Source organism: Mucilaginibacter inviolabilis, assembly GCF_011089895.1.
GTDB lineage: Bacteria > Bacteroidota > Bacteroidia > Sphingobacteriales > Sphingobacteriaceae > Mucilaginibacter > Mucilaginibacter inviolabilis.
Map to the genome: position 1 here is coordinate 3,851,815 of NZ_JAANAT010000001.1, position 20,722 is coordinate 3,872,536.

Here is a 20,722-nt window from a genome sequence, read left to right on the forward strand (position 1 = left end):
TTCAAATATAGCTATTGTCTATTAGATCTTTATTGATAAATGCGCCTGCCGCAGTTCCCAAGGCCACGGACATAGATACTGCACGCATGGGCATAGTATTATCACCAGCTGCATAAACCCCCGGGATATTGGTACGACCGAAACCATCTACATTAATATAACCAGCATCTGTCAGATCACATCCCAATTTCACCGGTAGATCGCAATGCTGTATAAAGACTGGCCGGTGATATAAGGCATCTATCAGGTACATCTCATCATTTTCTAGTGATATACCTTTAAGCTGACCATTTTCATGTACGATTTCCCTGATCCGGTTTTCTTCTATATTAATATTGCACAACCGTAGTTCTTTCACCTGCTCAACACTCAATGTTGATACGCCATTGGTAAAAAGTGTAAGATCTTTTGTCCAGTTATTAATAAGCTTAGCATATTCATACCCCACATCGCCGTTTCCCAAAATACCTGTTGGTTGCTGACGAACCTCGTAACCATGACAATAAGGACAATGTATTACAGAAATCCCCCAACATGCGGCAAAACCTGGTAGTTCGGGCATAATATCCTTTATACCTGTAGCAAAAAGCAGTTTCTTTGCAATATACCTTTTGCCAGACTGGGTCAGTATGTGAAAACCATCTTCTTTTGCTATAGCATCTATAGCCGTATCAGCAATCAGCTTAACTGTGTCGTACATCATGAGCTGTTCAAGAGCTATTTGGGTAATAGCTACTGGCATCTCGCCGTCACGAGTTAAAAAATTATGCGAATGTGGGGTTTGCTGGTTGCATGGTCTGCCAGAATCAATCACTAAAACTTTGCGTAGGGCCCGTGCTAAGGAAGTTGCCGCAGAAAGTCCGGCGTAGCTGCCCCCTATAATTATTACCTCAAAATCTGTTTCGAAATTATTCATCACTTTATTCTTCATTATTTCGGGTTGAAAGTTAATGAAGAATAAATTTAAATGCAACTTAATTGCATTTAATGACAAAATCAGAACTAATACTTACCAGAAATGGAAGTAACCTTTACGAATATCATTATTATTAAAATATCCAGAAATGAATATTATTATTTACCGTTTGGGATATAAGTTTGTTTCCAGAAGGTTTCGATATTTTCCAATGAGCGCCCCTTGGTTTCGGGAATAAGTTTAAAAGTAAGCCACAATGCTGGCGAGCAACAGAGCGCAAACAGCCAAAAGGTCCATGCAGATCCTAAACCTTCCAACATAACAGGGGTTAACTGTCCTACTAAAAAATTACCTATCCACAATGATAAGGTAGCCAAAGCCATCGCCTTTCCCCTGATAGCATTAGGAAATATTTCGCCTACAACCACCCAGCAAACCGGCCCAAAAGAGAACGCGAAACAGGATATAAAGGTGAGTATAAAGACCAATATCCACGGTCCGGTAGTTATTCCGAGTGCAAACAGCACCCCGATAATGAGCAATGAAATAACCGCGCCACCAATACCTGCAAACAGCAAAGGCCTGCGCCCCCATATATCAATAGTAAAAATAGCCACAAAAGTAAATATTACGTTAACCAGCCCTATAGTTACTTGCCCGCCAAGGGCATTATTAAGCGTAAAACCCGCCTGTTCCAAAATTCTGGGGCCGTAGTAGATAACCGCGTTGATACCACATACTTGCGATAAGAACGGTAACAGCAAGCCTATCCACAAAGCCTTACGGTAAACCGGAGCGAATAGCTCTTTAATAGAACCGTCATCATTATTGCTATCCAGTGTTTTAAAGGCATCTATTTCTTTCTGCGCCGCTTTTATACCATCAATTTTTATAAGTACCGCTTCTGCTCTCTGCTCCTGTCCTTTTAATAATAACCACCGTGGCGATTCGGGTACAAAAAACAAACAGATCAAAAATATACCCGCTGGCAATGCACCCAATCCCAGCATGCCCCGCCAAACTTCTACCGAAAATATTTTGTTGATATCAGCATTGTTAAATACATCTGTTGTATGATTTGCCAAGTAAGCGTTCGAAAAATAAGCCAGCACAATACCAACAGTTAAGGCGAGCTGATATAATGATACCATCATTCCTCGGAAACGTGAGGGTGAGAATTCAGAAATATACAAAGGCGATACCATGGAGGCTACACCTATACCCAAACCTCCAATTAGCCGGAACACAATTAAAACAGTAAATGAATCAGACAACATACAGCCCAAAGCCGATACCAGGAAAAGCACTGCCGAAATGATCAGCACGATCTTGCGGCCATATTTGTCGATCAGTTTACCAGAAAGGCTTACGCCTATGATACAACCCAACAGCGCACAGCTTACAAACCAACCTTCACTAACCGCGTTTAACCCAAAGTCATGTTTAACCAGGCTTACCGTTCCCGAAATTACAGCAGTATCAAAACCAAATAAAAAACCACCGAGAGCAGCCACAAGACATACCAGATACAGATAGACCTTGCTTGGTTTTGCGGTCTCATTATTTTCAGGAACAGTTACTCTATTCATTTTAAAAAAGCTTTGATCACTTTAGCACGATTTTTACCCAGATTGATTAACGTATAAGATTGTGCCGCTGCCGGTACTACAAAAGTTTCGGCGTAAGCAAAAGTTTGTTCTGTTCCGTTGGCTGTTTTTATGGTAATGGCCGATCCTTCAACCAACATCATTATATGACACTGATTATGGGTTTCAATGATGATCTCTTTGTCAAACTCTATCCGGTGTACATCATAAAAATGCTCCTGATGCGTGGGGACATGCACCAATTGCCAACCTTCGCCCTGCCGGATAACCTCTTGTTTGGAAATAAGCTCCACCGGAACTTTTTCGCCTTTCCGGTCAAAATTTAGATTATTAAAGGCGTGCTCAATGTTAATGGGGCGTGGGTTACCGTCAAGGTCAAGCCTTAGCCAATCATACATCTTAAAGGTGAATATATATGGCGTGGCGCTGATCTCCAGTACCAAATTATTAGCTCCTGCACTATGCACTGTACCATTTGGGATCAGGAATAGATCGTGTTTTTTGGCTGCATGGGCCTGCACATAATTCGTAATCTCTACTTCTTTGTTTTCACGCTGACTGGCTTCCAATACCGATTTGAATTCTTCAGGTTGGATGTTCTCCTGAAAACCAAGATAAACCTCAGCCGTATCTTTACAATCCAGTATGTAATAGGTCTCATCTTGGGTTATGGTTTCACCAAAGTTATCCTGTATATATTTTAGTGAAGGGTGACACTGGATAGACAAGTTACCACCATCATAAGTATCCAGAAAATCAAAACGAATAGGAAACTCGTAGCCAAACTTTTGCGCGTGTATTCCCAGCACCTGTTGCTGGTTATTGAACATCAGGAAATCAAAAGATACCTCGAGTAAATAACCATCACTTTCAAACACTAAACCATTCTCCGGTACAATCAGTTCAAAAGACCAGGCATAGTTAACCACATCTTTATTGATATTTTTGATGTGCTCACGTATCCAATGCCCTCCCCATGCCCCCGGCTCAAACCAGGGCCTAACCCTGATAACCGATTGACCAAGGCGACTCAGGCCATCAGTAAAATCAGTTTTGTACATCCAGTTAATATCATCGGGCCATTGTCCATCGGCAATAACGCTTATCTGATCAAGTACCTGCTTTTTATGATTATTTAATAAAACCCAATCAACAAAATAAAACCGCTTGTACATGTAAAGAGGCTCATCAGCTTGGGCAGCACCTAAATTGGTTATAGCCCCCGCCCTCATCCTGAATTGCAATTCATTTTTAGGCAGATCTATATAAATTATCGGCGCATCCCAGTTGCTTAATGTCGCTCCAGAGCCCATCACTATATTAATATCTACTGTTTTATTGGGTGATTGCACCGTTAACTTATCCAACTCAAACAGGTCATGAAGAGATAATGTACATTTGGTTCCCCAAACCGCATCCCGGGCACCCAAAAAGGGTTCTACCAAAGCCTCAATTTCATGCTGAGACTTTAAATACGCCGAAGTTTCTACCCAATTAACCGTTAATCCATCGGCTATAAAATACTCACTCAACGATGTCTTTATGGTATTCCACAAAACGCCGACGTAACCATCAATAATCACCGTTTGTTTTTCGATGATGTACTGAGCTAACGAATGATATCCGTTAAAAATCTTTCCTCCTCCTAATGAACATACAGGGTAAATATTATATTCATCTTGTTCTATATTATTATTTAAGCTTACAGGCATTAAAAACTGCGAAGTTTTTCGAAACTGTTGGTAGCTGGTTTTGTTCAACTCGGGAGTTAGATTAGAGTTCATTTATTTGTAATAATGTATGTACATATTTATTTATACTGATAAAAAACCCTTTAAGAATTTTTTAATAAATAAATATTCATAACTAGTCGGTTTAATGTTTATTATGTACAAACATATAAATAAATTCATGATACAAGTAATTTCCAATTAATTTATTTTTGTACTTGGAAACAACAACAACCAAATACTAAAAACTGTTTCGACACGTCTTTATGTAGCAACAAATAAACTTGTTGAATAAAATGGTTATTATTGTAATTCACATTAATAAATGAAATACGCGATAGATCATAAAAGCCCTATTCCTTTACACGTGCAGGCCGAGGCCTTATTAAGAACGTTGATAGCAGAGGAAGAGTACCAGGAGGGCAAACTTTTGCCCAATGAGGTTGATTTGGCCAAAAAATTGGCTATATCGCGCACCACCTTAAGGCAAGCTATCAACAAATTGGTTTTTGAAGGATTACTGGTACGCAAAAAAAGGTTTGGCACCAAGGTTGCGCAGGCTGCGGTTAGCTCAAAATCAAACAACTGGTTAAGTTTTTCGCAGGAAATGGCATTACGGGGCATTCCCATTAAAAATTTCGAGCTGCATGTTACCTGGGTTTTCCCGGATGAAGCACTTGCCAAATTCTTTGAAATAAAAACCGATCGCAAAATATTAAAAATGGAACGGGTAAGGGGCCGTACCGATGAGCCATTTGTTTATTTTGCTTCTTATTTCCATCCCCGTGTTGGCCTTACCGGCGATGAGGATTTTAAGAGACCACTATACGAAATGTTAGAACAGGATCACTCTGTTATAGCCACCTTATCCAAAGAAGAGATCAGCGCAAAATCAGCCAATACTTCTATTGCCGAGAAACTGCGGATAGCCGTTGGCAGCCCGGTACTATTCAGAAAAAGATTTGTTTTTGACCAGGGAGAGCGGCCAATTGAATACAACCTGGGTTACTACAAGGCGGATAGCTTTGTATACACCGTAGAGAGCACCCGGTAAATATCCGAACTATCATTATATTTAATTTGATGCCTGACTCATCAAATTAAATTTCCAGATTATTTCTTCTTTTACCTCCAAAAATTCGGGCATCAGTACTTTGTATTAAGTACGGGATTGCTTAGCCTCCCCTTTAAGGATACTATTCAATAAATCGGCCATATATTCTTTTCTTATTGCTTGCTTGTCTGCGATCATTGTTTATTTACTTATATTTTATGGCATCAGCGGTTTTAATTTGGTGTGTGGGATAAAAACAAAATGCGCTCCGGGTTTTACCCCGGAACACACTTGCTTTCCAAAAACTATAACCGCTTATAGTGGAAAATCTTTAACCAATTTGATACAATTACGGCAGCACCAGCTAAATGGTTTTTACAGGTGTAAAATTAACACGTATTCATGCATAATCAGTATATTTTTTTAAATTTTACTACAAATTATTCTAAAGGCATATCTATTTCCCTTTCAAAAGGTTGCCAGAGGTAAACAAACACTTTCTTTTTTACAAAAGGCCAAAATCATAACATTAAAGGATAGTTTCGGCTAATTTATTGAACCATGTTTAAATATCTTTGTTAAAAATATTTGCGGCCTTAAGCCGCTGTTATTTATCATCTATTATAAACATCTGTCATGGCCAACCCATTCAAAGAAGCGAGTGTCGACGAAATAAACCAGGTAATGCAGCGTTCGTACGCTGCGTTCGGGATCTACCGAAAAAAAAGCATCGAAGAAAAAAGCAATTTTCTGGATACCATAGCCCAGGAGATTGAGGCGTTGGGCGATGCCCTGTTGCAAAAAGCATCCGAAGAAACTAACTTGCCCATAGCCCGCCTCACCGGCGAACGCGCCCGTACAACGGGACAACTGCGCATGTTTGCCACCATGCTGCGTGAAGGCAGCTGGGTAGAAGCCACTATTGATACCGCAAAGCCAGAACGTACTCCCCAGCCCAAACCCGATCTGCGAAAAATGCTGATCCCCCTGGGTCCGGTAGTAGTTTTTGGGGCCAGTAATTTTCCTTTCGCCTATTCCACTGCGGGGGGTGACACCTCCAGTGCGCTGGCCGCGGGTTGTTCTGTGGTAGTAAAAGCCCATCCTGCCCATGCCGAAACTTCCGAAATGGTATACGGCGCTATAAAAAAAGCCATTGCTGCCTGTCATATGCCTGCCGATGTTTTTCAGCATGTACATGGCACCTCGTTCGAGAGCGGCAAGGCTCTTGTACAGGCACCACCTACAGCAGCTGTAGGTTTTACCGGTTCAACCGCGGGTGGCAAAGCCCTGTTTGAATACTCGGCACAAAGAGAAAATCCTATTCCTGTTTTTTCTGAAATGGGCAGCATTAACCCGGTGATATTTTTACCGGATACCCTGCAAAAAAACACAGCCGATCTGGCCGCACAATATGCAGGTTCCATTACCTTGGGCATGGGACAGTTTTGTACCAATCCCGGCCTGATGCTGGCGGTGGAAAGCCCGGTCCTGCATGAGTTTCTGGAACATTTAAGCACGGGCATCAAAACCGTACAGCCTGCTAAAATGCTGCACGCCGGTATCCATACCGCTTATCAAAAGAAAAGCACTGCGGCACTTAAGCAGGATGGGGTAAGCCTGGTTCAACAAGCCGAAGCAACAGCGTACGATATAGAAGCATTGCCTATCATTGCCAAAGTAAGCGGCGAAACATTTCTGCAAAACCCGCTGCTGCACGAGGAAGTTTTTGGCCCTTACTCGCTCCTGGTAAGCTGCCGCGACGAGCAGGAACTGATAGCCGTTTTAAAGTCGGTATCGGGCCAGCTTACCACTACGATAATGGGTACCGAAAAGGACCTGACTGACCATCCCGAGCTGATCGATCTCCTGCCATCCATTGCTGGTCGTATATTGTTTAATGGTGTGCCTACCGGGGTGGAGGTTTGTGCCGCTATGGTTCATGGAGGTCCTTCGCCTGCCACTACCGATAGTCGCTTTACTGCCGTGGGTATTAATGCCGTTAAACGCTGGGTTCGCCCGGTATGCTACCAGAACTGGCCCGATAGTCAGCTACCGCAAGCGCTGCAGAATGCCAATCCGCTGGGTATTTGGCGTATGGTGGATAATGGGTGGAAGAGATAACACCCTCTCATTTTGTTAAAAAGTGGGTTTACATGGTTTACACTTTTTACGGCTACAATTTATATAACTGATTTACAATCAATAAATTAACTATATAAATGCATGATTATTGGCATTTTCATGTTAACCCACTTGGCAGGCCTCTGCGAGAGGATCGTAGAGGGCACTGAGCTATAGGCAAGGTGGAGGTGGACAACCTCAGGATCCCTTTCAGGAGACCCTGAGGGAACGAAAAGGGGGTGAGGAGAAATCTTTTACGCCTTGCAATACTCGTCTGGCTAATCGCAGAAGATTTCTCCTCGTGCCTCGTTCGAAATGACATGCTTTTTATAAGCTACCAGAGAAGCATTACATGCGCCCCCTATCCTATCTCACGCCATCTCCTTTATAAAAATCTCTTTGATGCGCTCAATCTCTTTCGCATAAATAGTTTTCTTGCGCATCGAAAAATAGAGGGTATTCTCTACCTTTTTCCGGCCTTCCCATATCAACTTTACATCGCCGGCCTCTAATTCCTGTTTACATAAAAAATCGGGGATCACGGCCAAACCTGTACCGCTGCTCAGGCAGCGTACTATCGAATTTAAATTCGGCACAATAAAGTTGGGTTTAAAGTTGGGTCTGCGGTTAAAATTATTGTACCAAAAACGCAGCCAGTGCTCCATGTCGCCGGTGGTGCCATACCAGCGTTGCGCACTAAGCCATTGTTCTAAACCGGGCATATCGTCTTTTGCCAATAGTCTGTCAAATTCGGCACAGTCAATATTCTTACCAGCTACCAGCACAATGATCTCCTTAGAAAAAGGGGTGTATTCGATACTTTTATTATTGCCTTTCTCCGGGGTGATGATGAGGTCGAGAATGCCATTATCCAGGTCGGCCAACATCTGCGGGTATTCACCAAACTTAATGATCACGTTAAAAGGCAGCGTAGCCAGGTAGGGCTCCAGCGTAATCTGGAACGTCTCGAAACACATGCCTATACTGATGGTGGGCGTATCTTTTTCGGTACTGCGGTGGAAATGCTTTTCGGCCGATTCCAGTTTTTCCAGTGCTTCCTGGATATAGTTATACAGGATCTTACCCCGTTCGGTCGACACCATTTTGCGCGAGGTACGATCAAACAATTTATAGCCCACATACGCCTCTAACGAACCCAAGTGCAGGCTCACACCAGGCTGCGATACATACAGCGCTTCTGCCGCTCCGGTGAGTGTGCCTGTTTCATATATCGCTTTAAAAGTCCGGTACCACTCTAAATTCACCATAATAAATATTGCTAATGCCAGATAAGAATCAAGATATAAGAGTCAGGAATCAAGATATGCGGAAAACAGCTTTGCTTCGCTTATAATGTTCTTTCTTGGTTCCTGACTCTTATATCTTGATTCTTATTTAAACTATTATAATTATGATACAAATGTATGATTTAAATTATTTTAATAGTATATAAATCCGACATAATTTTGTGCTATCAAAATTGAAAAAAAGAAAATGAAAAAAATATTTGTAATAAACGGAGGACAAAAATTCGGTCATTCCGGTGGTAGATTCAACAAAACCATCAGCGATGCCACTGTTGAATTTTTCAGCAATCAACCCGGTTACGAGGTAAAATATACTGATGTTAACGACGACTACGACCCGGCCGAAGAGGTTGAAAAATACGTTTGGGCTGATGTAGTGATCTACCATATCCCTATCTGGTGGTTCCAAGTGCCGCATGCGCTAAAACAATATATCGATGTGGTGTTTACCGAAGGTCATGCTAAAGGCATTTACCACAGTGATGGCCGTTCATCAGCCAATCCGGCCATCAATTACGGTACAGGCGGTATGCTGCACGGCAGGCAATACATGTTAACTTCATCATGGAATGCCCCGCGCGAAGCGTTTACCCTGCCCAATGAGTTTTTTAATGAAACCAGTGTAGATGACGGCGTACTCTTCGGTTTTCACCGCATGAATGCCTTTACCGGGATGACGCCTATAAAAAGCCTGCACTTTCACGATGTAGAAAAAAACGCCAACATTCAGCGCGATCTGCCCATTTACATTGATCACCTGACCGAAAATTTCATCACCAATTCAAAAACAGAACAACATGAGCATTTACTTAACAGCGCTAATTAAAAGCATCCCCGGTGAGGCCGAAGCATTAAAAGCACATTTGCTGGAATTGGTAAGCCATTCCACCAAAGAAACCGCCTGCCTACAGTACGATCTGTACCAGGCGGATGATGAGAACACTTTTATCTTTCACGAAGAATGGGCCGATGCCGCCGGCTTGGAACTACACAACAGCCAGCCACACATCGAACGCTTTATTAGCAACACTGCCCATCTGCGCGATGGGGATATTATTATTTACAAAACACAGCCGGTAAAATAATTACCGGCAACACAACAAATGGAATACAGAAAATTAGGAAATACAGAGCTAAAGTTATCGGCCATTACTTACGGCGCATTTGCCATTGGCGGTAATATGTGGGGCGGTAATGAGCAACAGGAATCGATAAAAGCTGTACGGGCATCTATCGACCATGGCGTTACCACTATTGATACCGCGCCATTTTACGGTTTTGGTTTAAGCGAAGAACTGATAGGCAAGGCAGTGACCGGGTATGATCGCAGTAAAATACAATTGCTTACCAAATTTGGCCTGGTTTGGGATCAAAGCAAAGGCGAGTTCTTTTTTGATGCCGCCGACGATCATGGCAACAAACTGCCTGTTTATAAATACGCGGCTAAGGACAGCATCATCCGTGAGGTGGAAGCCAGCCTGAAAAGATTAGGGACCGATTACATCGACCTGCTGCAAATTCATTGGCCCGATACTACCACTCCCATCGCCGAAACTATGGAGACGCTGGAATTGCTCATCAAGCAAGGTAAGATCAGGGCGGCTGGCGTGAGCAATTACAGCCTGCAGCAAATGCAAACTGCGCAGCAAAGCATCCAGCTGGCATCAAACCAGGTACCGTACAGCATGCTTAACCGGGCTATTGAACAGGATGTAGTGCCCTATGCTATAGAAAATCATATCGGCATTATCGCTTATAGTCCGCTGGAACGTGGTTTACTGACCGGCAAATACAAACCCGATTTTAAACTGAGTGATGACGACCACCGCAACGGCTACTTCAACCAGTTTTCGATAGGTAAAGTAAACTTGTTTTTAGAAGCTATCCATCCGCTGGCGCAGGAAAAAGGAGCCAGTTTATCGCAACTGGTATTACGCTGGACGACGCTACAACCCGGCATAACCGTGGTGTTAGCAGGTGCCCGCAATGCAACCCAAGCCATTGACAATGCTAAAGCGGTTGATTTTACGCTTTCGGCAGGGGAGTTGGCTTTTATTAATAAGAAGTTTGAGGAGATTTTTGGGTAAGGTAAGCGTCTTTCTATCCCACGCGTCATTGCTTCGTACCTCGCAATGACGCGTGAAGAGTAGAGAGTTCAAACGGGGGGAGCCTACCGCAACTTCCCTACAGCACTCTTTTTATACTCCGCCACTTCATCGGCGGCATATTCATTGGCCCAGGTTTCCAGCGCAGATAGTGCCGGACCCAGGGCCTTTCCTTTTTCGGATATACGGTAGCTTACCTCGGGCGGGAAGCCATGTTTTTCTTCACGGATGATAAGGCCATCCATCTCCATTTGTTTCAGATGATCAAGCAGAACCTTTTTAGCTACTTTGGGGATGATTCGCCAGAGCTCGGTAAAGCGCATCTCGGCATTATGGAATAAATGATACAGGATAATAGGTTTCCATTTGCCCGAAAGCATGGTTAACGTAACATTAAGACCGCAATGTTTAAACTGATTATAATTCATGGTTACCAAATAGTGAACGGGTTACAAAAAAGTAACCTTCTTGGGCTTGCCAAAGGAGAACCTGATCTTTGCCTGCATCAAATTTAAATGCTTTACCATGAACTTACAATTATTGCGCAATGCAACCCAGATATTATCCGCCAACGGCAAAACTATTCTTATTGATCCTATGCTGGCTCCCAAAGGCAGCTATGATCCGTTTCCAAATACCGGTAATACTTTAAGAAATCCGCTGGTTGATCTTCCTATCACCGAAGATGAACTGCATACACTGATAGCCAAAACCAATGCTGTATTGCTTACGCATGTACATCTGGATCATTGGGATGCTACTGCACAGGAGTTATTGCCCAAAGATATCACCCTGTTTTGCCAGCCTGCCAATACCGAAGTAATCCGCGAAGCAGGTTTTACAAACGTTATCCCTGTAAATGATGGTTTGGTTTGGGAAGATATCCACATCAATCGCACCGGCGGCCGGCACGGAACTGGCGAAATAGGCGAGCGCATGGGTATTGTTTCGGGCTATGTGATAGCTCATGGCGGCGATAGCATCTATATTGCCGGCGATACTATTTGGTGTACCGAAGTACAGGACGCGCTGGACACATACCAACCTGCCCATGTGGTACTCAATGGCGGAGCTGCCCGCTTTATAGCCGGCGACCCGATAGTGATGGATATAAATGATATCATAACGGTTTGTAACTATGCACCCCAAGCCGGTGTTTATGTGGTACACCTGGAAACCGCCAATCATGGCACCGAAAGCAGAGCCGATATTAAAACGGCCTTAGCAGCACATCATCTTACTCAACGCTGCCACGTACCGGACGATGGCGAGTGGCTTATATAATGCTCGCCCCTTATTTGAATATTGATTTTCAGCCACTGTGCCTTATTGAAAAGGCATAGGAGCTTTGGGATGTATGGTTGTCTGCTACGTATACCACAGGTGTTTGGAAGATTATTTTTTGGCTAAAGCCAGGAAATACTACTATTATCCGTCCCATAAATGGGATGGCAATGAATAAAAAGTAGTTAATTTATCTTTCATTGCCGTTGGTTTTAACCAACGGGCTACAAAGAAATAGTTCCTGGCTTTAGCCTAACCCATTCCGTCTTTATTTTATATCCACCTGTCTAATTATTACAAGCCATTTGCCCTACGCCTGGATTACCATTTAAAGGTCATGAAGTAAATTTTCTGTATCCGGCGTAAGGGTAAAAGCTCATGTTGTTGTCACAGCCTCAAACAACAATATGAAAAGAGTCCGCGAAACAATTACTGCTTTACTGATGATCTTTTTACTGATAGGAACGCTGATCATCATTTACAGTTTATTGATCTGGCACGAGCTGCCTAAAATACTGACACTGGTTTTACTTTTTTCACTGGTTTTACTAAAAAGCAGTATTGCTCATCTGCATCATGATCAAACCGCCCGGGAATTAACCTATACAGATGCCAGGGCCATTAAATTCTTTTTGCTGAGCATACTCAGCGCCTTTTGTGTGGTGATATTTATTTCGTACCTGCTTAAAAGTCAGCAGCAGGCAGCCGAACTAGCCTTTGGAACCAGTTTACTGACTATAAAAAAAGCACTCGACTTTTTGCCATCCGACTAATCCCCGGTACACAAATGTTTTTTATTGCTCAAACCTTTTCATCAGGTCGGGAGTCATCATAGGGAGTTTAATTTTATAGCGATAGCCGCCATCAAAAGCATCCTCTTCCTTTAAAAACTCATGCCCTTTTTTGCTTATCCAGTAGGTTTCAGTATAGTGCTTACCTTGATATTCACTTTCGGTAAAAAGTTTCCAGCAATCAACTTTGTCGTTATTGGTGGTCGCTATTACCTCACTGCCGGTTACTTTATAAGTTACATATTCGGGCGGTGCTAAACCCGCATCGTAAAAATTAATCACAAAGGTTTTGCCCGCGGCCAGCGGCAGCATTTCAAAGGTTTCGATATCCAGGTTCCAGTTAAAATTGGGTTGCTTAAAAGCCAGCGAAAAGTTTTTGGCCGTATTATCCTTTACACTATCAGCCCCGGCAATTTTATCCGCGCTCCAGTTATAGGCTTTTATTTTATTGTTAATGGTTTCTGCATGATAAAGCGGTGTAAAATCGGCCGTTCTGTTAACCGAATATACCGATCTGTATGCCAGCGTATCGCTGCCAAACCAATGCTGGTTTATAGCAAATACCTTTTCGCCGTTACGGTTTTCGATAGTGGTATTACGTATCCAGTACCAGAAACGTAAGTTCTTTTTATTCTTCAGCATCTGAAAATACACCAGATACTGGCGGTTGCCTGGTTGCAATACCTGTGTCATCAGTCGTTTATCTTGCAGGCGTATAGTATCAGCTTGTGCCCAAACCGGTTTCAAATTACCCATTAACGCCCATAGTAACGCTAAACTGGTAATGATGATTTTAAATACAGAACAGTCGGCTTTCATTATCGTTAAAGGTTATTGTTAAACGATCAAAGCTGTTGTTTATCTGTCATCGCCAAAAATCAATTCAACTGCTATCGCCCTATTTTTAACCACGCAGGCTTTAGCTTCAACCAAACAGGCACGAACCTTTAGTTGAAGCTAAAGGCTACCCGATTGAATAAACCACCATAACCATTGAAAAAAGGCCGAAACACCAGAAAACCTTTGTAATTTTAGACATGATGCAAGTGTTTAAGGGTAAGGCCACTATTACCCAACTCCAATGGCTGGTTTGGATTTCTGTTTATATTATACTTTTCCTGTCGTTCACCTCTATGGATGGTATTAGGGAAAGTGTATTTTACACTCACCTGTACGTTGTTTATTATGTTATTATCATATACGGTAATATCTGGTTTCTGTATCCCCGTTTTTATGAAACCCGGAGATATGTTTTGTATGGCTTACTGGCACTGTTGCTGTTGTTGTTTACAGGGATAGGCCGGGGTTACGTAAGCACCATTGTTTATAATACCTATTTCGCGAAGCCGGGGCAGGCCGAACCTATAACACTCTTAAACCTGTTAAAATTTGTTTTGGGCGGAGGGTTAATTTTTGCGCTCAGTTTTATATTCCGTATCGCCATTGCCTATTTTAAATTAAAGCAGCAAACAGAGGAGATCTTGGTGCAAAAAAGTCAGGCCGAACTCAACCTGCTCAAGTCGCAGGTACAACCGCATTTTTTGTTCAATACACTTAATAATATTTACTATGAAGCTTACCGCGAAGCTCCCCGAACGGCGGCCCTGATAGAACGACTCTCTGATATTATGCGTTATTTTTTGGATGAAAGCCCCATGGATGAGGTACCCATTAATACCGAAGTTAAATTTCTGGAGAATTACCTGGAGCTGGAAAAGATCCGCATCCGTCACGAAGTACAACTCACTTTTACAAAACAATTTAACGCCGACTTGCGTATCCCTCCTATGTTGCTGATGACTTTTGTAGAGAATATTTTTAAGCATGGCATCGATAAATCAAGCCTGGATAATTGTGTCAAGATTTCGCTGGTTCAGGAGGATAATTACCTGATGTTTGAAACCGTTAATCGAATTTACGACAAGCCTAAACAAAATGGCAGCAGTGGTTTTGGCATCACTAATTTGCGTAAAAGACTTACCTTGCTTTATCAAAACAATTTTGAGCTGGATACCCATAAAAACGAACAATCATTTACGGCTTTTTTAAAGATCCCACTAGCGTGAATTTAAGTTGCATTATTATAGATGATGAACCCAATGCGGTAAAACTGCTGGAAATGCTGATAGGCCAAACCACGCAATGGCAGCTTTTAACCAAGTGCTATAACGGACTGGAAGCACTCGCTTTTTTAAAGGAGAACAAACACAAGGTTGATTTTATTTTTTTAGATATCAACATGCCTCACTTGAGTGGGATGGAGTTGGCCGGCTTACTGCCGTCTGATACCAAAATTGTTTTCACTACGGCCTACTCTGAATTCGCTGCCGAGAGCTATACTTTTAAAACCATCGACTATCTGCTGAAGCCTATTACCCTGAAACGCTTCCTGGCAGCGCAGCAAAAAATAGAATTTTACTTTGGCAAAGCCCCTGCAATGGCCCCAACTCCTGTACAATCGTCTAACCAGGAATACTTTTTTGTAAAATCTGGCAAAGTATTACGCAAAATTCTGCTGGAACACATCTTGTACTTTGAAGGCGAAAAAGAATACGTGAGGGTAGTTACCCAAACCGATCAACTGTTGATTTACCGCCGTTTAAAAGATATTGAGGAACAGCTTACTGTTCCTTTTGTACGGGTGCACAACTCCTATATCGTCAACACCAAACAACTCAACAAGATACAGGATAACCATATCTACATTGGCGACAAGCACATCCCCGTAAGCGAAAAATTCAAGGATGGCTTTATGGCCGTTATTAATCAAAGGATATTTTGAGGGGGATACTTACGATACCGTGATCTCGCCCCTTAAATCCTGTTCCATATAATGTTTCACCTGTGCCGGATCATCAAACATACCCAGCAGGTACATCATTTTGGTTACTGCCGATTCAAAGGTCATATCGTAGCCATTAGCTACACCAATATCTTTTAATTGGCGACTGGTATCGTACCTGCCCAGTTCAACCGTACCAACTTTACATTGTGAAATATCCACGATAACCTTGCCGTTATCAATTGCGCCTTTCAGCAAATCAATAAACCAGCTATCTGTAGTTGTATTACCCGCACCAAATGTTTCCATTACAATGCCGCGCACGTCGGAGTTAAGGATGGTCTCTACTACCTTTGTACCGATGCCGGGGTACAGTTTTAATACAGCCACATCACTTACCAGGTTATTGTGGATGATAAGCTCCGAACCTTCCTGAGGGTGACGGATATCATTGGCGCTAAAACGCAAGTGAACGCCAGATTCAGCCAGTATAGGGTAATTAGGCGAACGAAACGCCTCGAATTTGGAAGAATTATATTTAAAGGCCCGGTTACCGCGGAACAGTTTATAATCAAAGTAGATGCAAACTTCTGGTACGCGCGCACGGTCGCCTTTTTTTGATTTAGCTATTTCAATAGCTGTCATCAGGTTTTCCTTGGCATCTGTACGTATAGCGCTTATGGGTAATTGTGAGCCCGTAAATATGATGGGTTTGCCCAGGTTCTCGAGCATAAAGCTTAAGGCCGATGCGGTATAGGCCATTGTATCGGACCCATGTAATATCACAAAGCCGTCGTTATCATGATAATTTGATAAGATAATGCCTGCCAGTTCGCTCCAGATCGCGGGGTTCATATTTGACGAATCAATGATCTCATCAAAAGAATGAACCTTAATTTTACAATTTAATTTTTCAAGTTCCGGAACATTATCCATGATATGCTCAAAGTCGATAGGTTTTAAAACTTTGGTCACTGGATCGGTCATCATTCCAATTGTCCCTCCGGTATAGATGATCAGTATCTGGCTCATGAAATAGGTTGTATGCTGTATAAATTCAATAAATAAATGTTGTTAAATACCAAACAGCTGCTTTGAATTTTCGGTGGTGATATCGGCCACCGTATCCATAGCCATTTGGTGCAGCTCCGCCACTTTTTGTGCAATGTAGATCAGGTATGAACTTTCATTAGGCTTACCACGGAACGGAACGGGCGTAAGGTACGGAGAATCTGTCTCTAAAACTATATGTTTGAGGTCAATTTCAGCTACAACTTTATCTAAACCCGAATTTTTGTAGGTAACCACCCCGCCTATGCCCAGGTAAAAGCCTAAAGTAGTAACTTTTTGAGCCTGTTCCAGCGTGCCGGTAAAGCAATGGAATACCCCGCGCAGGTTCTCGTCCTGTTCCTGCTGTAATACCTCGTATACCTCATTAAAGGCGTCACGACAATGGATAACAATAGGAAGTTTTAAGCTTTTTGCCCAGTTGATCTGCTGGCGAAAGGCCTCTATTTGATCATTCAGGGTGGTCTTATCCCAATACAGGTCGATACCGATCTCGCCTATGGCTACAATTTTTTGCTGCTGATGCGCATCGCGGATATCTTTCAGTTCCTGCTGCCAGTTTTCTTTTACCGAGCAGGGATGTAAACCCAGCATCGGGAAACATTGATCAGGGTAGGCCTGCACTAAGTCAAATACCAGCGGCACGGATTCCTTATCCACATTGGGTAAAAATAGCCGGTTGATGTTATTGTCCAGGCAGCGTTGCATAAGTGCCATGCGCTTATCGGCAATGGTTTCGTAGTATAGGTGTGTATGTGTATCGGTTAGTACCATAATGCAAAAATAAAAAAGCCTCCTGTTTTTTGGCAGAAGGCTTTTATGCTAATTTGTTTTTTTAGTGAGCGGCTTTTTATAAACCCGCTTTTTAGCCGGACTAACTACACCAGCTTTAGCCGGGGCATGTTTGCCGGGTTTAACTTGTACCAGCTCCACATCAAATATCAATGTACTGTATGGAGGTATATCCTGACCGGCACCTTTATCGCCATAGGCCAGGCTCGATGGAATAATTAGTTTAGCTTTTGAACCTTCATTCAGCAGCAGTAAACCCTCATCCCAACCAGGTATCACCTGCTGCTGACCAAGCACCACACTTATTGGCTTGTACTCACGGCCTGGCTGATCCAAACCTGCGCTTTTAGCTTCTGACGCAATGCTGGAATCAAATACTTTGCCGTTCAATATACGGCCGGTATAATTTACCAATACGGTATCACCAGCCAGGGGCTTGCGTTTTACCGATGGTTTGGTAACTACATATCTTAATCCCGATCCGGTTGGTATCGCATTTATTTTATTAGCCGCCAAATACTTCGCAGCTTCGGTTAGTTCTTTATCCTTTAATTTTTGACCTTCGGCATTACGCTCAGCAATAGCTTCGTTTAATGACTGAATCTTTTCCATTTTGATAACAAAGGTTAAATAACTGCCTTTCGGGAAAAAGGGAGGACGGGCCTCTTCATGTCCTTTAAAAACTGAATCGGTTGGTACTTTAACCAGGGCGCTGTCTTTAGCGGCCAGTAAGGGGAACACCTCCATCAGGTCGCCTACGTTTTGTGAGGCCTGTATTTGTGCCTGTACCGGTTTGCCAGATTTGTAGGTACTGAACAATAGCGAATCTTTATCTGTAGTTTGGGTAAAGTTAAAAGTGATCACATCGTTCTGTTTTGCTTTGGGGCCGGTATTATTGGTAAATATTTTATACAGGGCACCATTGGCGGTCTTTTTCAGATCGGTTGTTTGCTGCGCTTTTACACTTACAGTAAATAAGGTAATCAGCGGGGCAATGAAATAAATAGTACGTTTCATATTAACAAAAAAAAGCCTTTTTGCCCGTAGGCAAAAAGGCTGTGTTCAATTTCTTTTAATTATTTAGCTGGCGGCGGCGTTAATTGCGGCACAACCGGTTTTGGAGCGTTAGGGTTTGGTTTAACAACATCAACCATTTCCATTTCAAAAACCAATGGAGAGTATGGGCCGATTGGGCCGATTCCCTGGTCTTTATAAGCAATGTCAGATGGGATAATGAATATCGCTTTAGAACCTTTGTTTAGCAATTGCAAGCCTTCGTCCCAACCTGGTATTACTTTACCCTGACCAACAGGGATACGGATAGGCGCAAACTGGCGCATAGGATCAACCGGTATTTTTGCTTTGGTAGCTTCTGCTTTAATGCTGGTATCAAACACTTTACCACTAACCATTTTACCGGTGTAATTTACTACTGCGGTATCGCCTACTGCCGGTTTTGCACCAGTGCCCGGAGTGGTAATAACATACTGTAAACCTGAAGCTGTTTTTTCAACCTTTAGGTTATGATCAGCAATATATTTTTTGATTTTAGCAGGTTCCTGTGCTTTTAAAGCATCGCCTTGTGATTTGATATAATCCATTACACGGCCACGAAACACCTGCTCATTCAAGTTACCTTTAGCTATTACTTTTTCAACTTTAACTACAAATACCAGGTATTTGCTTTTAAAGCCCGGAGGACGTTGCTGACCACCTTTAAATATCGAATCGGAAGCTATTTTAAAAGTAGCGCTATCACCTTCGCCCAGTAAACCAATACCTGCAACCACATCACCTTTGGCTTGTGGTTTTGGCATAGCCATTCTTGTAGGCTGGCCGCTTTCATAAGTACTGTTCAGCACAGAGTCGCCATCGGTTTTTACCACCATGTTAAGGCTTATAAAATCGCCTTCTTTAATTTTGGCTCCACCTTTAGAAGTGTGAATATTATAAAGCAAGCCACCATCGCCCTGCTTAAATCCACCGTTGCAACTTGCTAAACCTATAGCCGCAAGAGACAAGAACATCAATTTTCTTTTCATTTTTACTGTTTTACTGTATTAATAGTTTTTTATATTCTGGTAATATTAGTTTAAACTGTTGTATAACCTGCTCCAGGCTGTCTTCAGAATGACCGCCCGCCGCATTACGGTGACCACCACCATTAAAATATTTTTTAACGATCTCATTGGCCGGAAACTCTCCTTTGGAGCGCAGTGAAAGCTTTACCTTGTCCCGGCGTTCTACTATAAATGCAGCCAGGCGTATGCTGCCCATGGATAAAGCGTAATTCACAATTCCCTCGGTATCGCCGGTATCCACTTCGTATTTTTCCAGGTCGGCTTTGTTTACTGCAATAATAGCGGTATTATATTCAGGCAGCACTTCAAGGCAATTAGCCAGGCAATGCCCTAAAAATCTTAATCTGCTTTCAGATGCGCTATTGTAAACCAGCTCATGTATACGCCAGTTAACCGCGCCTGCATCAATCAAATCGGCAACTATGCGGTGTACGGCTGAGGTGGTATTAGGTAAGCGGAATGATGCTGAATCAGTCATGATACCGGTATACAGGCAGGTAGCTACATCCTTATTAATTAATTCGGGATGTTGCAGTTCATTTACAATAAAATCATAAATAAGCTGGGCAGTAGCACATGCATTGATATTCCAGTGCCGGTAATCATCAAAATCTTCGGGTTCCAGGTGATGATCGATCATGATCTTATAAGCGCTGCTTTCACCAACCAGCTCTCCCATTTGATTGATCCTGCCTAAAGCATTAAAATCAAGGCAGAACACAATATCGGCATCGGCTATAAGTGCTGCCGACCGTTCTTGTTGCTCGGTATAAATAATAACTTCTTCGTTACCAGGCATCCAGCTTAAAAAATCGGGGTAATCTGTAGGCGTGATCACCTTTGCATGATGCCCCTGCTGTATCAGATAGTTATATAAACCTAAGGACGAGCCCATCGCATCGCCATCAGGTTTATGATGGGTAGTGATTACTATTTTTTGAGGCTGTGCTAAAAGTTCTTTAAGCGAGGCTAATTCTAACATCAATTTTAAAAAAGAGTTGCAAAGCTAAATAAATAAATTAAATACAAACCATCTAATTTAATTCAAAACGCTTTATGTTACAGATGTAAAAACCTATTTTTG

20 protein-coding genes are annotated in these 20,722 nt (G+C 42.5%); 9 read left to right on the forward strand and 11 right to left on the reverse strand.

What is annotated here, in order from left to right:
• Nucleotide 1: 1 nt before the first annotated feature.
• The 3 genes from G7092_RS15930 to G7092_RS15940 form a co-directional block, all read right to left on the reverse strand.
• Nucleotides 2-931, reverse strand: a complete 930-nt coding sequence (locus G7092_RS15930; protein WP_235953833.1) for an NAD(P)/FAD-dependent oxidoreductase — start codon at nt 929-931, stop codon at nt 2-4.
• A 143-nt stretch (nt 932-1,074) separates the two neighbouring features.
• Nucleotides 1,075-2,505: a sugar porter family MFS transporter gene (locus G7092_RS15935; protein WP_166090794.1), complete on the reverse strand. Its 1,431-nt coding sequence runs from the start codon at nt 2,503-2,505 to the stop codon at nt 1,075-1,077.
• Nucleotides 2,502-4,307 carry a class I mannose-6-phosphate isomerase gene (locus G7092_RS15940; protein WP_166090796.1) on the reverse strand — a complete coding sequence of 602 codons (1,806 nt, stop codon included), beginning with the start codon at nt 4,305-4,307 and terminating at the stop codon, nt 2,502-2,504. Before G7092_RS15940 ends, G7092_RS15935 begins: the two co-directional genes overlap by 4 nt.
• A 271-nt stretch (nt 4,308-4,578) precedes the next feature.
• Between G7092_RS15940 and G7092_RS15945 the strand changes: the two genes are divergently transcribed.
• On the forward strand, nt 4,579-5,307 hold the full coding sequence (locus G7092_RS15945) for a GntR family transcriptional regulator (protein WP_090472617.1): 729 nt from the start codon (nt 4,579-4,581) through the stop codon (nt 5,305-5,307).
• A 636-nt stretch (nt 5,308-5,943) separates the two neighbouring features.
• Nucleotides 5,944-7,428: an aldehyde dehydrogenase (NADP(+)) gene (locus G7092_RS15950; protein ID WP_166090797.1), complete on the forward strand. Its 1,485-nt coding sequence runs from the start codon at nt 5,944-5,946 to the stop codon at nt 7,426-7,428.
• A 371-nt stretch (nt 7,429-7,799) separates the two neighbouring features.
• Here the strand turns inward: G7092_RS15950 and G7092_RS15955 are convergent, their stop codons facing one another.
• The gene (locus G7092_RS15955; RefSeq protein WP_166090798.1) at nt 7,800-8,696 is read right to left on the reverse strand and encodes a LysR family transcriptional regulator; all 897 of its coding nucleotides are present in this window, start codon (nt 8,694-8,696) and stop codon (nt 7,800-7,802) included.
• Between the two features lie 226 nt (nt 8,697-8,922).
• Between G7092_RS15955 and G7092_RS15960 the strand changes: the two genes are divergently transcribed.
• From G7092_RS15960 to G7092_RS15970, 3 genes are read left to right on the forward strand one after another with little or no spacing between them, the layout of a single operon-like run.
• Complete coding sequence (locus G7092_RS15960) at nt 8,923-9,561, forward strand: NAD(P)H-dependent oxidoreductase (protein ID WP_166090799.1); 639 nt, start codon at nt 8,923-8,925, stop codon at nt 9,559-9,561.
• Nucleotides 9,533-9,820, forward strand: coding sequence for a putative quinol monooxygenase (locus G7092_RS15965; protein WP_166090800.1), 288 nt, complete (start codon nt 9,533-9,535; stop codon nt 9,818-9,820). The genes G7092_RS15960 and G7092_RS15965 overlap by 29 nt, the downstream gene beginning before the upstream one ends.
• Before the next feature lie 18 nt (nt 9,821-9,838).
• Nucleotides 9,839-10,822 (forward strand): aldo/keto reductase, encoded by a 984-nt coding sequence (locus G7092_RS15970; protein ID WP_166090802.1) that lies wholly within the window; start codon nt 9,839-9,841, stop codon nt 10,820-10,822.
• Between the two features lie 83 nt (nt 10,823-10,905).
• On the opposite strand, the gene G7092_RS15975 is transcribed toward G7092_RS15970, so the two are convergent.
• Nucleotides 10,906-11,268 (reverse strand): winged helix-turn-helix transcriptional regulator, encoded by a 363-nt coding sequence (locus G7092_RS15975; protein ID WP_166090804.1) that lies wholly within the window; start codon nt 11,266-11,268, stop codon nt 10,906-10,908.
• A 97-nt stretch (nt 11,269-11,365) separates the two neighbouring features.
• On the opposite strand from G7092_RS15975, the gene G7092_RS15980 reads away from it, so the two are divergent.
• Nucleotides 11,366-12,124 carry an MBL fold metallo-hydrolase gene (locus G7092_RS15980; RefSeq protein ID WP_166090805.1) on the forward strand — a complete coding sequence of 253 codons (759 nt, stop codon included), beginning with the start codon at nt 11,366-11,368 and terminating at the stop codon, nt 12,122-12,124.
• 407 nt (nt 12,125-12,531) lie between these two features.
• Nucleotides 12,532-12,897 (forward strand): hypothetical protein, encoded by a 366-nt coding sequence (locus G7092_RS15985; RefSeq protein ID WP_166090806.1) that lies wholly within the window; start codon nt 12,532-12,534, stop codon nt 12,895-12,897.
• A gap of 21 nt (nt 12,898-12,918) precedes the next feature.
• On the opposite strand, the gene G7092_RS15990 is transcribed toward G7092_RS15985, so the two are convergent.
• The gene (locus G7092_RS15990) at nt 12,919-13,734 is read right to left on the reverse strand and encodes a DUF3108 domain-containing protein (RefSeq protein WP_166090808.1); all 816 of its coding nucleotides are present in this window, start codon (nt 13,732-13,734) and stop codon (nt 12,919-12,921) included.
• 218 nt (nt 13,735-13,952) lie between these two features.
• Between G7092_RS15990 and G7092_RS15995 the strand changes: the two genes are divergently transcribed.
• Both G7092_RS15995 and G7092_RS30905 read left to right on the forward strand, forming a co-directional pair.
• Entirely contained in the window at nt 13,953-14,981 is a 1,029-nt protein-coding gene (locus G7092_RS15995; RefSeq protein ID WP_166090809.1) for a sensor histidine kinase, read from the forward strand.
• A complete protein-coding gene (locus G7092_RS30905) occupies nt 14,978-15,697 on the forward strand; it encodes a LytR/AlgR family response regulator transcription factor (protein ID WP_166090811.1) in 720 nt (239 codons plus the stop codon). Before G7092_RS15995 ends, G7092_RS30905 begins: the two co-directional genes overlap by 4 nt.
• A 9-nt stretch (nt 15,698-15,706) precedes the next feature.
• Here G7092_RS30905 and G7092_RS16005 read toward each other — a convergent pair whose 3' ends face one another.
• Genes G7092_RS16005 through G7092_RS16025 form a run of 5 tightly spaced genes read right to left on the reverse strand, consistent with a single transcriptional unit; the run spans nt 15,707 to nt 20,620 of the window.
• The gene (locus G7092_RS16005; protein ID WP_166090812.1) at nt 15,707-16,729 is read right to left on the reverse strand and encodes an asparaginase; all 1,023 of its coding nucleotides are present in this window, start codon (nt 16,727-16,729) and stop codon (nt 15,707-15,709) included.
• 42 nt (nt 16,730-16,771) lie between these two features.
• The gene (locus G7092_RS16010; RefSeq protein ID WP_166090813.1) at nt 16,772-17,539 is read right to left on the reverse strand and encodes a TatD family hydrolase; all 768 of its coding nucleotides are present in this window, start codon (nt 17,537-17,539) and stop codon (nt 16,772-16,774) included.
• Between the two features lie 48 nt (nt 17,540-17,587).
• Complete coding sequence (locus tag G7092_RS16015; RefSeq protein ID WP_166090814.1) at nt 17,588-18,574, reverse strand: FKBP-type peptidyl-prolyl cis-trans isomerase; 987 nt, start codon at nt 18,572-18,574, stop codon at nt 17,588-17,590.
• 59 nt (nt 18,575-18,633) lie between these two features.
• Complete coding sequence (locus G7092_RS16020; RefSeq protein WP_166090816.1) at nt 18,634-19,599, reverse strand: FKBP-type peptidyl-prolyl cis-trans isomerase; 966 nt, start codon at nt 19,597-19,599, stop codon at nt 18,634-18,636.
• A 10-nt stretch (nt 19,600-19,609) separates the two neighbouring features.
• Complete coding sequence (locus tag G7092_RS16025) at nt 19,610-20,620, reverse strand: DHH family phosphoesterase (protein ID WP_166090818.1); 1,011 nt, start codon at nt 20,618-20,620, stop codon at nt 19,610-19,612.
• Nucleotides 20,621-20,722 lie beyond the last annotated feature (102 nt).

Excerpts from the sequence above, each read along its gene's own strand:
- G7092_RS15965 (WP_166090800.1), top strand. The coding sequence starts at position 9,533 with ATGAGCATTTACTTAACAGCGCTAATTAAAAGCATCCCCGGTGAGGCC.
- G7092_RS15935 (WP_166090794.1), bottom strand. The coding sequence starts at position 2,505 with ATGAATAGAGTAACTGTTCCTGAAAATAATGAGACCGCAAAACCAAGC.
- G7092_RS15930 (WP_235953833.1), bottom strand. The coding sequence starts at position 931 with ATGAAGAATAAAGTGATGAATAATTTCGAAACAGATTTTGAGGTAATA.
- G7092_RS15995 (WP_166090809.1), top strand. The coding sequence starts at position 13,953 with ATGATGCAAGTGTTTAAGGGTAAGGCCACTATTACCCAACTCCAATGG.
- G7092_RS15975 (WP_166090804.1), bottom strand. The coding sequence starts at position 11,268 with ATGAATTATAATCAGTTTAAACATTGCGGTCTTAATGTTACGTTAACC.
- G7092_RS15940 (WP_166090796.1), bottom strand. The coding sequence starts at position 4,307 with ATGAACTCTAATCTAACTCCCGAGTTGAACAAAACCAGCTACCAACAG.
- G7092_RS16015 (WP_166090814.1), bottom strand. The coding sequence starts at position 18,574 with ATGAAACGTACTATTTATTTCATTGCCCCGCTGATTACCTTATTTACT.
- G7092_RS16010 (WP_166090813.1), bottom strand. The coding sequence starts at position 17,539 with ATGGTACTAACCGATACACATACACACCTATACTACGAAACCATTGCC.
- G7092_RS15950 (WP_166090797.1), top strand. The coding sequence starts at position 5,944 with ATGGCCAACCCATTCAAAGAAGCGAGTGTCGACGAAATAAACCAGGTA.
- G7092_RS15985 (WP_166090806.1), top strand. The coding sequence starts at position 12,532 with ATGAAAAGAGTCCGCGAAACAATTACTGCTTTACTGATGATCTTTTTA.
- G7092_RS15990 (WP_166090808.1), bottom strand. The coding sequence starts at position 13,734 with ATGAAAGCCGACTGTTCTGTATTTAAAATCATCATTACCAGTTTAGCG.
- G7092_RS16020 (WP_166090816.1), bottom strand. The coding sequence starts at position 19,599 with ATGAAAAGAAAATTGATGTTCTTGTCTCTTGCGGCTATAGGTTTAGCA.
- G7092_RS16025 (WP_166090818.1), bottom strand. The coding sequence starts at position 20,620 with ATGTTAGAATTAGCCTCGCTTAAAGAACTTTTAGCACAGCCTCAAAAA.
- G7092_RS15960 (WP_166090799.1), top strand. The coding sequence starts at position 8,923 with ATGAAAAAAATATTTGTAATAAACGGAGGACAAAAATTCGGTCATTCC.
- G7092_RS16005 (WP_166090812.1), bottom strand. The coding sequence starts at position 16,729 with ATGAGCCAGATACTGATCATCTATACCGGAGGGACAATTGGAATGATG.
- G7092_RS15980 (WP_166090805.1), top strand. The coding sequence starts at position 11,366 with ATGAACTTACAATTATTGCGCAATGCAACCCAGATATTATCCGCCAAC.
- G7092_RS15945 (WP_090472617.1), top strand. The coding sequence starts at position 4,579 with ATGAAATACGCGATAGATCATAAAAGCCCTATTCCTTTACACGTGCAG.
- G7092_RS15955 (WP_166090798.1), bottom strand. The coding sequence starts at position 8,696 with ATGGTGAATTTAGAGTGGTACCGGACTTTTAAAGCGATATATGAAACA.
- G7092_RS15970 (WP_166090802.1), top strand. The coding sequence starts at position 9,839 with ATGGAATACAGAAAATTAGGAAATACAGAGCTAAAGTTATCGGCCATT.